The organism is Algoriphagus marincola DSM 16067 (genome assembly GCF_000429405.1).
GTDB lineage: Bacteria > Bacteroidota > Bacteroidia > Cytophagales > Cyclobacteriaceae > Algoriphagus > Algoriphagus marincola.
On record NZ_KE386898.1, the window covers coordinates 28,989 to 45,562 of the forward strand.

6 protein-coding genes are annotated in these 16,574 nt (G+C 42.8%); all 6 read right to left on the bottom strand.

The genetic code is table 11. From position 1 onward, the window contains the following. Window positions 1-125 precede the first annotated feature (125 nt). Window positions 126-6,548, bottom strand: a complete 6,423-nt coding sequence (locus G457_RS21850) for an ATP-binding protein (RefSeq protein ID WP_035484235.1) — start codon at window positions 6,546-6,548, stop codon at window positions 126-128. After that, entirely contained in the window at window positions 6,548-9,859 is a 3,312-nt protein-coding gene (locus tag G457_RS22850; RefSeq protein ID WP_051260895.1) for a sensor histidine kinase, read from the bottom strand. Before G457_RS22850 ends, G457_RS21850 begins: the two co-directional genes overlap by 1 nt. A 74-nt stretch (window positions 9,860-9,933) precedes the next feature. Then, window positions 9,934-11,586 carry a sensor histidine kinase gene (locus tag G457_RS22390; RefSeq protein ID WP_051260896.1) on the bottom strand — a complete coding sequence of 551 codons (1,653 nt, stop codon included), beginning with the start codon at window positions 11,584-11,586 and terminating at the stop codon, window positions 9,934-9,936. 64 nt (window positions 11,587-11,650) lie between these two features. After that, on the bottom strand, window positions 11,651-12,790 hold the full coding sequence (locus G457_RS0117230; protein WP_026947559.1) for an FIST signal transduction protein: 1,140 nt from the start codon (window positions 12,788-12,790) through the stop codon (window positions 11,651-11,653). 14 nt (window positions 12,791-12,804) lie between these two features. Beyond that, window positions 12,805-14,475, bottom strand: a complete 1,671-nt coding sequence (locus G457_RS0117235; protein ID WP_026947560.1) for a flavin monoamine oxidase family protein — start codon at window positions 14,473-14,475, stop codon at window positions 12,805-12,807. A 26-nt stretch (window positions 14,476-14,501) separates the two neighbouring features. Beyond that, a complete protein-coding gene (locus G457_RS0117240) occupies window positions 14,502-16,289 on the bottom strand; it encodes a thiamine pyrophosphate-binding protein (RefSeq protein WP_026947561.1) in 1,788 nt (595 codons plus the stop codon). Between the last annotated feature and the right edge of the window lie 285 nt (window positions 16,290-16,574).

Genomic DNA, 16,574 nt, shown 5'->3' on the forward strand with positions numbered 1-16,574 from the left:
TAAATGCTTTCTAAAGTACAAATTGAAAAATTAAAAAAGCGCATTTTTTATTTTTTATTTGGCGTCTTTTAATTCGTCAAACTTGACTTGTAAAGCATCGCCTTCAGGGCGAAGCATACAGTAGCTCACTCGGGCAATAATTGAGGTAGTGAAATCACAAACTTACTTCCATCATGATTGCTTTCGACATCCAACCGACCTCCATGCGCCTTCACGATGTCATTGGTAATACTGAGCCCTAACCCAGTACCTTCTGTACCTTTTTTGGTGGTGAAGAATGGTTGGAGAATTTTGTCCTTGATTTCATCTGGAATGCCAGGGCCATTGTCTTCTACTTCAATTGTAACTTGATTTTTCTCGATCTTCGTGGAAATGGTGAGTTTCGGTTGGTAATTGCTGGACTCATCGTTCGTTTTTAATCTCATTGCGTCGAATGCATTATTGCAGAGATTGACAATGACTCTGGAAAAATCTTCTGAAATCAGATTGACCTTACCTATTTTCTCATCAAATTTCAGTTCTATATCCACATTGATGGGGTTTTTTGCTGCCCGCATCCCGTGAAAACTCAGGTTTACATATTCCTTCAGAAGAGCATTTAAGTCAGTAGGCTCCATTTTGCCATCTCCACCTCGGGAGTGTTGCAGCATGGAGGTTACAATCCCATTAGCTCGCTTTCCATGTTCCTGTACCTTGGAAAGATTTCCTTTCACATCTTCCAGAATGGCGATGATCTCTTCCTTCTCCTCCGAATCCACTAACTTTTCCAACTCCTCAAAAGCTTCATCAATCAGTTCATTACTGACTTCAGAGAAGTTATTCACAAAATTCAATGGATTCTTAATCTCATGAGCTATCCCAGCGGTGAGCTGTCCTAGAGAAGCCAGTTTTTCTTGCTGCACGAGTTGAGTTTGTGTGGCTTTGAGTTCAGACATTGCCGACTCGATCTCCGCCTTGGCTTGCTCTAGTTTGACAAAATCCTCATATCTGGAATAGGCAATCGCAAAGGCTTCGGATAGTGATCTGATCAAGTCAATTTCATCTTCAGAAAGTGGTTCTGTAGAACCCACATATAGCATCCCTTGGGTAAAAGGGACGAAATGAAGGTTTAGGGATTCTGGAGGAGCGGCTGCGCCCTGATAGGTTTTTTCATCTTGGATCAGATCCTTTTCCATGATTTGTTGAATCCAGTTGAGAAAGTCTCCCTTACCCCAATGCTGTCGGTAAACTTCTCCTTTTCGCCAGGCTTCGACGGTCTGGAAAGTGAGCTCGCTCGCATCAAAGGGAAGATGCAATACTCCCAAAGATTTCCCCTCAGGCGAAGAGAGGTAGGCCTCTACGATTTTTGCTTTTTCATTGATGATGAATACTCCGCAGCGGATAAATGGAATGTCTAAAGTGGTGAGCTCTTTGAATAAAAGTGGGGTGATTTTATCCAGATCTGCAGCTGTCCTCATAGAGGAAATATCCGCACGAACTCGATCCAATGAGGCTTGTCTTCGGGCTTCTTTTGCGCTAGCCTGGGCTCTCTGCAAATCCAAGAAACGAGTGAAAGCAAATGAAAAAACCGCTGTGGCTCTTCGCATCAAATCCCAACTATCAGCTGAGATGGGCCCTGAAGATGCGGCGCCTAAGAATCCATCTGAAAACTTATAAAGGTGATAGGTTCGTTCAGGGATAGTTTCTCCATAGAATCTACTTTTTCCAAGAAGCTCAGATTTGCTTTCACAGTATCGGATCCATTCTACTCGCTGTTCGCCCTTCATAAGAATGGAGGTTTTTTTCTCTTTAGATCGATAGAACCTCAACATTTGATTTCCTACCCAAGTATCCTGCAGATCAAGGACCATTTGATCGGAAACGCTTCGTGCGGGGTTCTGACTATTTTTTATCGTGAACCAGCATTGGGTCAAGCCATTCGATTCTTCATGAATGTAAATGGAGCTTGTTTCCAATTCCTCGACGCCTAAATTCCCCATTTCTTCTCTTAGCAGTTGTGCTACCTCGGTGAGCTCCTCCGGATCTTGCATAGCCAAGGAGCGGGAACGAACTTTTTCCAATGCTGCTTCGATTTGAGCTTCCCGAGCCTGATTTTCTGCTTTTTGGAGATCGAGGAAACGCGTGTAGGTTAAGTCAAAAACCTGCGCAAATCGCTTGAAAATATCTTCTTCCTCACAAGGAACTTCTGTAATTATCACCAAGTATCCAGTCTTGAAGTATGCTGCATGCAAGCGTTGCCAGGTAGGACGGGGAATACCGGATCCCTCCATTTCCTCAAAAATTTGAGCAGCTATCGGGATTTGTAACAACCAATCGTAATGCTCCTGAAGTTGTGGTCCTTCTAATGTGACGGTTCGGTAGCTTTCTCCTTTTTTCCAACCTTCATAGAGGCTTTCGTGTGTATAGTCTCCAACATTTGGAAGGAAAAAGGGGTCGATTAATCCATTATCCGCGCTCAGCCACCACTCGTCTTCTTGACGATCTTTTTCACAAAGGACAAAGCCGCAGGTCCATAAATTATCAACCAGCGTATTCAACTCATTAAATAGAAGAGTCGCTACATCTCCAAGTTCCTCGGCTTTTTGCATGCCCATGGTACGAGATCGCACCCGCTCTAATGCCGCTTCAATTTGGGATTCTCTAGCTTGTGCTTCGGCTTTTTGTAGGTCTAAAAAGCGCGTATAGGTTTGCTCAAAGACTTTGGCAAATCGCTTCAAAATCTCATTCTCTGAATCCGTGAAGGGAATCCCTGAATAATTCTGAATTCCCAGCATGACATCACTCAATAAAACAGCAGAACGTGAAAATCCCGGGCTTGAAAAAATAAATAGCTTTCTTTCTTCCGGTACTTCAGGGTAATGAAGAAAGAATAATTCAAAAAAATCATTCTTTTCCTCTTTGCTGAATTGGTCGGAAATGAAATTAAGACCGGCCTTCTTGGCATTTTTTATAGAATTGAACACGGCATTATTCCTATATGGAATGTGCTGAAGAACAGGATAAGGCCTGCCTGGAACTGCGGTCCAAAGATTAAAGTCATCCGTGTCTCTAAAAGACATATCTATCTGGGCAGAATCAATGTTGAAATTGAGTTGGCGGAACTGCTCAAAAACTATCTGAATTACTTCAGGGAATTCCTCACTCTTGTGCATAGCCAGAGATCGGGAACGTACTTTTTCCAGAGCCGCCTCAATCTGGGCTTCCCTTGCCTGTTCTTCAGCTTTTTGAAGATCCAAGTATCGGCGATAGGCGAGTTGAAAGACATTTGCAGCTCGTCGGAGAAGGTTTAGGGAGCTTTCATCAGGCTGGGTATAGGTTACCATTACGAGGGCTCCTCCCTTAAAATCTGAGATTGACCAATAGGCTATTATTTCTTCCGTTGGGATGGATTCGATCTTCTTAGAAAGCATAGCGTAGGCCTGAGGAGAATACTTTTTCATAGCGAGCAACCACTCCTGGCCTTTTTCTCCATCATTTACCAAGACATAATCCTTGTCCCCAGCATAATAATGGGCCATCATTTCATCTACGATCTTGATCCCAGATTTTGGAAATTTTGCCATTCCTTGGAAGAGCTTTTCCTCCATACCAGGTGCACGAACAGCTCCCCAAGATTCGAAATAGTCTTCATCCTCTTCATATAAATGAATGGCACAGACTTCCAGGTCTTCTTGACCTAATTTACCCATTTGGATTCTTAGTTCTAAGGCTACCTCTTCCAATTCTTTTGAAGAGTGCATAGCCATAGCTCTAGCCCGAACTCGCTCAAGTGCTGCTTCAATCTGTGCTTCTCTCGCTTGAGACTCTGCTTTTTTTAGGTCAAGGAATCGGGTATAGGTTTGTTCGAAGACTTTTGCAAAGCGTTGGAAAATCACATGGGATTCAGGGACAGGCTGATAGGTAATGAATAGCAAGAACCCATGCTTGAAAAAAGCAATATGATCGTACTGCGACTCGGGTAGTGTGGCTCCAGAAGATATAATTTCACGAAGTGCATCGCCCATGACAGGAATAGTCATTAGGTAATCATAATGCGCTTTACAATCTTCGCCCAGAAATTCTTCCACATGAAAAGTTTCACCAGCTTTTCCTTTTTCGTAAAACTTCAGGAAGAAATTTTCCCTAGGAGTTTTGTAGAAGGGTAAAGACCCTTCTCTGCTGCTAAACCATTCATAGTCCCCTTCTGGATCATCAGCATAGATATGGAATGCACAGCCCCAAGTATCTATTCCCAAGGCTCTGACCTGCCGATCCAAAACTTCTGAAGCTTCAGTCAGCTCGTCTGAGTGCTGCATAGCCATGGTTCTGGATCGTACTCGTTCCAGAGCAGCTTCTATTTGTGCTTCTCGTGCCTGTGCTTCGGCTTTTTGGAGGTCGAGGAAGCGGGTGTAGGCCTGTTCGAAGACTTTTCCGAATCTTTTTAGGATGTCATTATCTGCATCGGAAAATATCTGACCTTTCTGATTGATGATAAAAATGCTGGTATTGCTGGAAACGGCACAGGATCGGAAATACGGTTTTTTTCCTTCAAGCCTTTGTTTTTTCTCTTTTGAACTAAGTCTTGCCCATGGTTCATGTTTAAACAGAAATTTGAAGTATTCATTTTTCTCTTCTGCGGTAAATTCTTCAGTGAAGAAACCAGGGCCCCTTTTGATTCCTTCTAGTAGATCGGTATAAAAGGGTTTTTCAAATCTCGGGATTTGGACTACCTGCGATGTTTCGGCTGTTCCGCCGGCACCCCAGCATTTGAGTTCCTGATCGATCTCGCTGTTGATCACGATGAAAGATCCGCCATGAATGGAAAGTCCCAGCTTGACTAGTTCCTTATGAACGGTATGAATGACTGACTGCAATTCACTGGTCTGGTGCATGGCCAGACTTTTAGATCGAACCCGCTCCAAAGCTGCTTCGATTTTGGCTTCTCGCGCCTGTGCTTCTGCTTGTTGGAGGTCCAGATATCTTCGAAAGGTTTGTTCAAACTGGGAACTAAACCGCTGGGCAATGCTAGTGATTTCGGAATCAAATTCTTCAGGGCAAAAGGCGTAGAAAAACCCATGTTCGAAGATAAAACAGTGCTGGATCTCTTTTTTGGGAAGTGTTTCCAGCGGGATCTGGATTTTATATTCCGGTGCAGTATTGAGCATCCGATAATAGTCCAGTAAATCCTCCCCTTCCAAAATATACTTGTGAAAGGGAACTTGTTGGAGCCAAGCCTGACGGGCTTTTATTAGCATGGGGTGCCAATCCATATTGATGTTGCCAACATGCAGATTGACCTCATCCCCGTTTTTTCTAGCGGTCCAAAGCTGATTGTTTTCGTTCTCATGATTCAGAATCCCTATTCCAAACCTAGTCCGTTCATCTACTCCCAAAGCAGTTAGTTCAGCGAACATTTTGAGAATGCATTTCCCTACGTCCTCACTGCTATGCATCGCCATGGTCTGAGCTCTGACACGTTCTAGTGCAAGGTCGATTTCAACTTCTCGGGCTCTGGCTTCAGCCTTTTGGATATCTTGAAATCTTCTGTAGGCTAAGGAAAAAACCTGATGAAATCGCTTGAATAAATTCAGTATTGAAGTGTCCATCGGCTGATAGAGGGTCAGACCTAATCCTCCCTGTCCTATGGATAAAAAGCAGTGGCTGATTTCATCAGAGTCCTCCAAAAGAGGGTCAGGGAAATGATTCTCCGCTTTGCGATGTTCACGAAATTCCTCCAGTTTTTTTCCTGAAATAGTACCAGTAAAGTGCCCGTCTTTCGATGCCAGCATTTGCTCCACTATTCCATGTTCGACGGGGTTTTTGAGATATTCGGTCCGTTCTACTGCTTCTTTATCATAGTAAGTAAAATACTGGTAGCAAAGATAGATTCCTTTTTCCTCGTCAATAATTGCCGTCTGAATATTCCGAATTTTTTCGACTCCAAACTTTTCTAGCTGTTCCGAAATAATGCGGCAGATAGCCAACATATCCTCGGGTTTTTTCATACCCATGGCTACAGCCCGGACTTTTTCGAGAGCAGCCTCGATGGCCAATTCCCGGTTTTTTTCGACCAAAACAGCTGTTTTTTCTGAGATAATTTGCTCGAGTTCTTCTGTCTTTTTCTTCCAAATATCTATTCCCCAAGTGTCCTCTTCGCTTTTAACCTCCTCCGGTTTAGAGCCATGCCAATGGACCAAGATCCATTTTTTTTCTTGATATTCAAAGACTATGGAAAATCGCAATTTTATTTCAAACTGATCCGAATCGGTGGTGATTCTCATGATCATGTCATCGACGTAAATCGCGGAATTCTCTCCGTTTAGGACTCTTCGGTGTACCGGCTTTATCTGATGCTCTAGTTTAATTCCAGTTGCCTGCTCTTCTTGCCTTTTGATCAAGTCAAAAAATTCCTGACTGGAAAAGATCCGCTCATCCTCTGTTGTACCGAAACCCATGATTTTTGGATCAATCAAGTGCTTCAACTCATCGATAATCGGTCGAATATTCAATCCGATTTCGATAAATTCTTGATAGGCTTGGTTAAGCGATTGCTCTTTTTCTTTCCTCATTATGAACTCGACTTAAAATCTGAATCAATCGGTAAATAAATGATCATTTCGGTTCCTTCACCTTCCTTGCTTTTGACCCGAAGATCACCTCCATGTGCCTTGATGATATCATAGCTTAAGCTTAAGCCAAGACCAGTACCACTCCCAGTTGGCTTGGTGGTGAAGAATGGTTGGAAGATTTTATCGATGATGGCTTTTGGGATTCCACCTCCATTGTCTTTTATGCAAATTTCTACACCATCTATTCCGCCTAATTCTACCAAACGGGATTGCACGGACACTTTTGGTTTGTAGGATTCGTTGATTTGTTCTTCTTCGGAAATCACAGATCGTTTCCGCTCAGCACAAGCATAGAAGGCATTATTAATCAGATTGAGAAATACTCTCCCTATATCTTGAGAAACTACCTTTACCCGTGGGATATTTGAATCCAAGTCTGTTTCAAAGTCAGCTGAAAAACTCTTATCCTTTGCTCTCAGTCCATGATAGCTTAGGCGAAGAAATTCATCCGCGAGTGCATTAAGGTTGGTAGGCTTTTTCTCTGATGAGCTACCCCGGCTATGTTCGAGCATTCCCTTGACTATCGAGTCAGCCCGTTTGCCGTGATGTTTGATTTTGGTGAGATTTTCCTTTAAATCTTTACTGATTGTCTTGGCATCTTCTATATTTCCATTTTCCAACTCTTCATGCATTTCATCAATCAACTCTTCACTGACCTCTGAAAAATTATTGACGAAGTTTAGCGGGTTTTGAATTTCATGGGCAATGCCGGCAGTGAGCTCACCAAGAGAAGCCATTTTCTCGGAGTGAACAAGCTGGGTTTGGGTAGCTTTTAATTCCTCGTAAGCCTTTTCTATTTCTCGTGCATGAGCTAGCTCTTTTTCTCGATTTTTTTCTTTTTCCCGGGCTAAAACCCGATTTGTCTGTATTTTGACCAGTCCGTAAACCAACAAAGCAAATCCTAGAAAGTATATGATAAAAGCCCACCAAGTAGCATACCATGGAGGAAGGATTGTAAAAGAGTAAGTTATTTCCTCAGATAAGGTATTAAAGGTGTTTTTTGCCCGAACTCGGAAGATATAGTCCCCATAGGGAAGGTTTGAAAACTCACGAGTCACTTTATCATTCCACTCTTCCCATTCTTCATCATAGCCTTCCAAATAGTTTTGAAAGAGGATTTTATTTTCCCTGACAAAAAAGGGAGCAGCATATTCAAATGTTATTTTATTGGAATTGTAGGCAATTTCAGGGGGCTCTCTATCCAAAAATTCAGCAAGCATAAGTGGACCGGAAGAACCAGAAATCGCTGTAAAATAAAGGGGAATAGAATAGTCTGTTTTGTATTGTTTATTCGGGTCGAGCCTCATCAGCCCCTCGTCAGTTCCAATCCAAATGACCCCGCTGGGCTCCGTATATCCTGATGCTATGCCACTGGCTGTTATCAGATTTACAGGGTAAGTTTCGAGTATAAAGCTTCCATCGGGTTGCTTTACTGCATACCTTTTTTCTCCCTTAAAGTCTAAAAAAACATTACCCGTCTCTCCGACCCCTAAGCCATAGGTGTCTAGGTTAATATCAGCTACTTCATCCGAGAAGCTAAATAGCGGATCCCGCTTAAAGCTTTGGGTGGATGCGTCAAAATAGTAAAAGCCATCGATGCCTGAAGTATATACTTTCCCTTCGATGGGCCCAACTGCCAGTCCGGATAGTCCTCTGATTCCATCATTTTCACTAAACTCCTGTACTCGTGCATTTGGCACATCAAGTCTGCCAGAGGCAGTTTCTGGCAAATTAATTCGGTACAGAATTCCGGCTTGGGTTCCACCCCAAATTTCTCCTTGCTCATTTTCGACCAAAGAATAAACAGCTCGTGTTACACCGGTTATGGGGCCAATGTCTTCGTATTGATATTCTCCATTGCTTCCTAATTCCCTTCTAAAAACCTGAATTCCGAAATTCCCGCTGAGGAAAACATAGCCTGGATGTTTTTCAGACACTAATATTCTTAAGGTTTGAAAGGGTGCAGTTTCAGGAATAATTTTGGCTTGATTTCCTCTTATTTCATAAACACCTACCCCTGTGCTCAAAATCCCATTGGTATCGGAGTACAGATCAAAAACCTGAGAATTGGGTGTCCCTTCTACCTTTTTGACAATTCCGTCTGACTTGTCAATGTATAATACCGTGGTAGAGGTGCCGATGTAAAGGGTATTGTCGAAAGCAGAGAGTGAAAGTGCATTTCCGATTTCATAAGTATCCGAATCAAATCGGGTAAGTGGAGAGAATATTTCAATTTTGGAAAGTCCGCTATTAGTCCCAACCCAGAGATTATTGGTATTGTCTAGATGGAAAGCATAGACACTTTGATCTGGAATGGAATTTTTAGTATTAAAATGTGCTTTGATCGCACCTTTTCGATCGACTATAAAAAATCCATAACCTAAGGCACTGATTGCATAAGTGCTGTCAGGAAGTGGAAGTGCCTTATACAATGTTCCATCTTTTAGATAGGGATCAATTTCAGTAGGGAATGGGGTGAATGTATCCCCATCATATCTAAAAAGACCACCTGAAAATGCTCCTACAAGGAACTCTCCGGTGTCACTGTAGGGCAGCAGCACTTGGACTCGATTCGCACCCAAAAATTCACTTCCTGGAATCAACTGAAGGCTTTCATCTTCTTCCCGGTATAGACCTAGGTTTATTTGATGTGTATAGTACTCGCCATTGAGTATAAAGCCATACATGAACTCGGTATCCGGGTTCCATATTTTGATGTTCCCCGATTGATCTTCTGTCGCCGGGGTGTAGATGAATATAGCTTCTCTCGCCTGGAAGTAGATTTTTCCCTTGCTCTCTCTAATAGACCAGATATCATTAAACACAAAGTCCGAAGGAAATCCATCCAAAATCGATCTTTCAACTGTCTTGCCGGTAGAATCCGATATAACTATCCCGAAATCTCCCAGCGAACCGTAATAAAAGGTACCATCAGAGGCGAGTAAAGTTGACCGTACATTCGTATTGAATTCTGTACTCGGAGAGGCTAAAAGATTCCAATTCTTACCATCAAATTTTTGCAATCCTGAGCTAGTGCCCACAAAAAGAAAGTCATCCTTGTTTTGATTGACATTCCAAACCTGCTGACCTGCCAAAGAGTTGCCCCCTATCACATAGTTGGTGTAGCTAGGAACTCCTTGAGAAGCATTGATCTGAGCTTGTGATTGAAAGCTAGTCAGGCAGAAAAGTAGTACAGCAATAGAAAAGCTAATAGACCTAAAGAAAAAAAAGGATTTGTCTGAATGTTTCATAGTGCTCAAAATTTTAGTAGTAAGGAAGAGGCTCAGTTAGACTTGCGTAGAACCTATTTCCTGGAAACTTATACTTAAGTCATGTAAAGCTGATTTGCTGATAGATGGATAGGTAGCGATATAATGAATTTGGTGCCTTTTCCTTCAAGGGTCTCGATATCGAGTTGTCCCCGGTGGGCCTTAATAATGTCATGTGAAATACTTAGGCCTAAACCAGTTCCCTCTGTACCTTTTTTTGTGGTAAAAAAGGGCTGGAGTATCTTGTCTAAGATTTCTTCTGGTATTCCAGGACCGTTGTCTTCGATTTCTAGGTAAACGGCTTTATCCTCGGAATGCGTCCTGATGGTCAAGCTAGGCTTATAGTCAGATATCTGCCTCTGAGCCTTTACTCTTAAGGCATCAAAGGCATTGGTGCAGAGATTAATTATGACCCGGGAGAAGTCTTCTTTGATAAGCGATACCATAGGTAGATTTGGTGCCAAATCAAGGTTCAAGTCAAGATTAATGGGGTTTTTTCCAGCTCGCATCCCATGGTAGGCTAGGTTTGAAAATTCAGCTAGCAATTCATTCAAATCAACTTCTTTGGTTTCGCCAGATCCACCTCTCGAGTGCTGAAGCATCGAAGTCACAATATCATTGGCTCTAGTGCCATGCTCATGGATTTTTTTCAGGTTGATTTCGATGGTATGAAGCAGATCAGTCATTTCCTCAAACCGCTCTTTCAATTGAGGACTGCTGCTGTAAACTTTCGCTTCACTGACCTCTTCCAAAACCTCAGTGACCATTTCGATGCTGAGATCAGAAAAATTATTGACAAAATTCAGGGGGTTTTTGATCTCATGAGCAATGCCAGCAGTAAGCTGACCGAGAGAAGCAAGTTTTTCTTGTTGGACCAATTGATCTTGGGTAGTGCGAAGGTCCTTCAGTGCGATTTCTACATTTTTCTTGGCAATCTCCAGCTTTGTGAAATCCTCGTAGCGATCATACGCTACCGAAAAATTACCTGCCAATGTTTGGCAGAGCTCTTCATTTTCAGTGGTAAGAGGCTCCGAATTTCCGATGTAGAGCATCCCCTGCTTGAATGGGAAAAACTGTAAAATAAGTTGCTCGGGAATGGGTCCGCCCACATATTCTTCTTGGGAAGAAATAAACCCTTTTTTGCTTAAGCTCTCCACCCAATTTCGGAAATCATTCTCTCTCCACTTTTCCCGATGCCGGTTTTGCTTTTTCCAATAGAAATGAACAGTCTGCGTGAGTTTTGTCGCTTCAAAAGGAATATGTAAGGCAGCAATGGATTCCTGATTTTGGGTGTTTAGAAAGACATGCATTAAGTCATTTTCTTCTTCCACTATGAAGATTCCGCACCGAATATAGGGGACTTGAAGTTTGGACAATTCTTGCCAGATAAGGGGTGAGATTTCTTCCAAATCTTCTGCCTTGCGCATGGATGCAATCTCAGCCCTGATTCGCTCTAGAGATGCCTGCCTGGAAGAGATCAAGGCAAGCTCTTCTACAGCTTGCCTTTTTTTATCCAGTTCCTCGATAGTTTCCTCCAAAAGTATAGAGGTAGTCCTTCGCATCTTTTCTGAGCGATCAAGTTTAAACTCTACAATGCTCAAATCCCTTTCGATGCCCTTGGCCGAACGGCTCAATTGCTCCTTTTCTTCTTCGGTGAGCTTTTCTGACTTGGAGATTAGCTCCAGAATTGTCTGAATATTTTTATTCATAGAATGATTCGAAAGAAATAAGAGGGCTTACGAGCAGTTCCCTCTGTTTTCTCTTTGCTGTAATTTATTTCTCTGATAATGCGACAAGCGAACAAGTATTGTTATGAAATTCGTGTTTGCCCTTGGTTGACTTACCCATCTCCCCGTAGCTGAAAAATCCGGCTAAAGGAGCGTCCCAGACATTTTTCACTTGGTCAATTTCGTCGCTGACCATTGGGCCAAGAGAAAGGTGTCTAGCCTTGCACGAAAACATAATCAAGGCATCAGCCTTCGGAAGTTCATTTTTTTTCACAGTCTCGCATTCTTCTACTACTTTCTCGATGACATTAAAATCTGGAGCAAGAGAAAAGCGGATTTTGGAGCCTTGTGGGACACTTCCTGCGCATACTAAAGAGCGATCATTTTTATTCGCAAATAGCGGGGCTCTAATTACAGGCTCTGTTCCTTCCCGTTGGATTTGCATCGGGAATTCTGAACCTACATTGACGATGACCTCTTTCCATTCATCGATGTTTTTATTGACGCCCATGTACTTGATGACTACATCAAGTGCAGGTTCATCATCGATGGTGTAAACCGTATTTCCTTCGCTTTTGGTAATCGTTCGAACGGTGCCTACAGGTTGCCAGCCGCTGGTCGCCAAACCTGCAATGGATATTTTATCCTCATCAAGAATCAGCGCTACGATTCCGGTGATGTTGTAATGGCCATTAGTAAATGCATAGGTCCCAGTCATGGTGAAATCATCTCCGGCCATTCCACCAAAGATGGTGACCTCTGGACCGACTGCTTCTTCAATACCTTTGATGATCATTTCCCCATCTGTGCTGATCCCTCCTGAGGCAATGATGAAAGCCGGATTTTTGAAGGTATTCAAACCCAATTCTCCGGTTTTTCGGGCTACATCTAGAATATTTCCATCTCCTGTCTCGAAGTGTACACATTGAAAATATTCTTTCTTGATATCCAAAAGCATGATCACGATGGACTCCTCACCAATTTCTCCGTCTATAAATTCTCCTGCGGTGGTTGCTCCGAAAATACTGATGTCTCTTTGCTCTAATAATTTGCAAATAGCTACCCGATCCTGCTTGATGGATAGAAATATGATGGCTAGTGTAGGCTTAAAGCCATCAGAAAGAGTGGTTTCAAGGGCTTGACTGATTTCAGCCAGTGAATTTCCTTTGATTGTTTTTGCTTTCATGCTTGAAAAGATTTTTAAGAGTTTACAGTGCTTGCAAAAGAGTCCGTGGCAAAAGCTGGAAGTCCGAAAGCTTTTTGCTGGAGGACATAGTCACTCATGATGAGTGCACCTTCTACCCATCCCTGCTCAGGTGACCAGGATTCATTGCATACAAATAAGTTTTCGGCGGGTGAAGTGATGTGGGGATAGACTTCTTGGAGATCATTGATATTGATTTTGTATTGATGATATCCAAAGCCATAAGGATCCTGACCCCACACCCGATAGGTCGACAGTACTGGATTAGGTACCTGATCATCTTCTTTCAGGCCGAACAATAATTTGATCTGCCGCATGATCTCATGGACTAGTGCTTTGGAGCAGGCTTTGGTTCCAGGGGGATTTTGTGGAAAATCTTCTGTTTGGTAGAGGTCTCCTACATTTTGCATCTCTTTCCAGAAATTTCCCCGGATATAGTCCGTATACTGAGTCAAAGCTGCCGGCCCATTGTAATTTTTATCGGCAATTGGATCAGAAGGGAATTGGGAAAAGCAGTAAACAGAACCTAAGGGAAGATCCGTAAAATTCGGCCCATTTGTCAGATTGATGTCTTTGATTTGATGCCACCAGCGCTCTTTAAAGTAGAGACCCACTTTTGTCAATTCCATGTTTTGCACACTGTTGACCGCGCTCATAAACTTTTCATTCTGTGAAAGAATCGGTGAAACTTTGATCAATTCTTTGAGGGGCTTCTTGGGGATGGCAAGGATTACCGTGGGAGCAGTATAGGATCCCAGATTTGATTCGATCAAGTATCCGGATTCTGTTTTGGTGACAGATTTGACGGTTTCATTCAGGTGAATACTTCCACCTGCTTTTTGAATAGAGGCTGCCAAGGCATTGGGCAGGGATTGAAATCCTTCTTCGAGCGTTTGGAAGTGGGCATTTTTGGGATCGGGGAAATCGAATAAAATCTGAAGTCCTTCTCCGGCATTGATATAGTCCTGAAATGGCCCCATAAATCCCATGATATGGCTGAGCATCTCAATGCATTCTTCGCTCATGTTATAATTCCTCAGTATACTCCAAAAGCCCCATTGATTGATCGGAATGGGTTTCCCTTCAAAGTTTTTGTAGGTGCAGTTGTTTCGGAAGTGTACCCATTCGGCAGGAGAGGAGGGAAGTGGAATACAGTTTTGGTTTAAAATATCATCGATCACTGCTGTCAGTATATCGGAGGGTTTTCTGCCTTGTTCATTGGGAGCGAGATTGAATAGGGAAGCCCAAATGGCATTGTTACTCGCTTTTACCTCGGCTTGGGTGAAGGATTTTCCCCGGATGTAGTATCTGTTGTTGTCATCACCCATTACAAAGTCCACGGTACGGATCTGCGCCTGGGGATTTCCTTTATTTTCCTCATTCAGTGCATCGATGAGTCCCCAAAGATGTTCCATCCCTTTTCCTCTGGGGACAAAGCGCATTCCACCTTCTTCATCGTGAACTTGATAGGTTTTTCCGTCGTGACCTTTGATATCCACAAAAGTGGTTTCAAGTCGACCGCCTACCTGCCCCATTTTCTCTAAAATGGTCACCTTGGTGGATGGCTTCTCTTTCAGTAAACGCCAAGCTGCAAAAAGTCCGCTCATACCAGCTCCGACAATTAGGACATCAGTGGAGTGACTTGTTTTTTTTGTTTTAGTACTCATGATAAAAAGAAATTAGAGTTTGAGATTTATTTATTGACAAAAAGCTTCCAAGCTGAAGGATAGTCCCGTTCATCTAGATTGATACTTACAAGATAGGTGGAGGCTTTATTGCAGCTTATTTCTTCCAGGAGGGACTCCAAGTCGCCAATGGTGTTGACCACGGCGCTTTTAGCATTCCCTGAATTGTTTGAGAAACCCTTCATCAGACTCACATAATCCCATTCTTGGAGAATATTTGCCTCTTCAAAGGGAGCCGAGGATCCGGTTTTATAAGGGGCAGGATCTAGCAGCATTTGCTCTACACCATATACTTTGTTATTCAGCACAAAAACTACCGCATTTCGACCTTCTTGTACCATGGTTGAAACCGCTTGGCAAGTCAACTTAAAAGCTCCATCTCCTACGATCACGAAAGTCCTGACATCTTCTCGAAAGGAAGCTCCCAGACCTGCAGGTACGCTCCAGCCGATGGATGCCCAGATATTCTGCGCTAGAAACCCATCTTGACGATTGATTTTCAAGGAGGAGGATCCTCCGAATGATGAAAGGCCGATATCGGCTACGATCAGGTGATTATCATTGACATGCTGATCGAGTACTGCAAAAAAGGAATCGTATGTAATTGAGGTTTGGGGAGCAGGAATGGTTGGGATCGTCGGAGGGCTTGGCTGCTGCCAAGAAGATTTATATCCGTTTTTCTGAATTAGTGCCATGACGGCATCTATCACATGCTCTAGAGAGACCTGTACATAGAGATTTTCACCGTCTTTTACCATATCCCGGGAAGCAAAGACTTGGGTAATATTTCCAGTCTCAGTGCTTTTGGAGCCAAAAGTATTCAGGTCTGTATTCCATACTCCCAATCCAATGATTGCTGTGGATTGCTTCAAATAGGAATTGGTGTAATCACTAGTAAATACAGCATCATGCATCCCCAGAAACCAGGGGTTATCTTCTGAAACTACTGCTTTACCCAAAAAAGACGTGACATAAGGCGCCCCAATAGCCTGTTGCAAAGCGGCAAATTTGGATTGTAATTTTCTGGTGGCGATTTCCTTTCCTATCCAAAGAATAGGCTTTTCTGTTGATATCTTCGCATAGACAGCCTCGGCTGCTTTTTCTATGGCCTGCACGATTTGGGCTGCGTACTTATTTGGGGCGGATTGCGCAGCCATACCTTGAAGTACAGGTAATGACTCATAGTTGGGAACAGGGCTTAGCGTTCCCTCGGGATTTGCACAAGGCATGTAATAGCAATCTTCCATGATCTCTATAGCCACCGGCTTGCTTTTGCTGATACATGCGATGATGGCAGCATCTATTTGCGAAGGTGCCGTCAGTGGGTTTGATATCCGTTCAAATGCTACTGTGACAGGAGAGTAGACTGTGCGATTGGTGTCTTCGGTGCTGACATTGTGATGATAGAGTTCGCCGGCATTGATCTCGTCCATGAGTTTGGTATTGCTCAGCGTACCGATGATCGCTACGACAGGGACACTTTCTACAAAGGAACCTCCGATGGCATTGAGTAAAGAAAATGAACCTACACCGGTGGTCACGGCAACTGCCCCGAGACCATTAGCGCGGGAGTAGCCATCCGCTGCATAGCCTGCATTGAGTTCATTGCAATTACCGATACGATGAAGGTACCGATCCCCCTTTGGGGATTTGTAAGTATCAATGATTTCTAAAAGATCGCTGGTATAATCTCCGGGAACTGAAAATAATTGATCTACACCTAGCTGATGGAGCCTGTAGGCTAGGTATTTCCCAACGTTCATTGCATTGGGATCGAAAGTGTTTGAATCAGACATAAAATGAAAATTAAAAGATTAATAAGATTAAATTATTATCACAGTAAAGGGTTCTAATCCGATGCTTCAATTCATTAGATCTTCATATCAATGAAAACTTGTCTAATCCCCGTATGGGATTTTCAGGATAGAACGCTATAAGTAAAAGCCGATAAGTCAAAAATTCTTTCAGTGAAAAATCTATTTGCTTCACTGATTTAATTCTTTCTAAAATACAAAATATACTTGTAATTACAATAATTAAATCTCGAATTTTTCAATCTTGTATCAATTAAATCAAGTTTT

What these genes read in the sequence shown, in the direction of transcription:
- G457_RS22390 (WP_051260896.1), bottom strand. Translation starts at nt 11,586, where the DNA reads ATGAATAAAAATATTCAGACAATTCTGGAGCTAATCTCCAAGTCAGAA.
- G457_RS0117230 (WP_026947559.1), bottom strand. Translation starts at nt 12,790, where the DNA reads ATGAAAGCAAAAACAATCAAAGGAAATTCACTGGCTGAAATCAGTCAA.
- G457_RS0117240 (WP_026947561.1), bottom strand. Translation starts at nt 16,289, where the DNA reads ATGTCTGATTCAAACACTTTCGATCCCAATGCAATGAACGTTGGGAAA.
- G457_RS22850 (WP_051260895.1), bottom strand. Translation starts at nt 9,859, where the DNA reads ATGAAACATTCAGACAAATCCTTTTTTTTCTTTAGGTCTATTAGCTTT.
- G457_RS21850 (WP_035484235.1), bottom strand. Translation starts at nt 6,548, where the DNA reads ATGAGGAAAGAAAAAGAGCAATCGCTTAACCAAGCCTATCAAGAATTT.
- G457_RS0117235 (WP_026947560.1), bottom strand. Translation starts at nt 14,475, where the DNA reads ATGAGTACTAAAACAAAAAAAACAAGTCACTCCACTGATGTCCTAATT.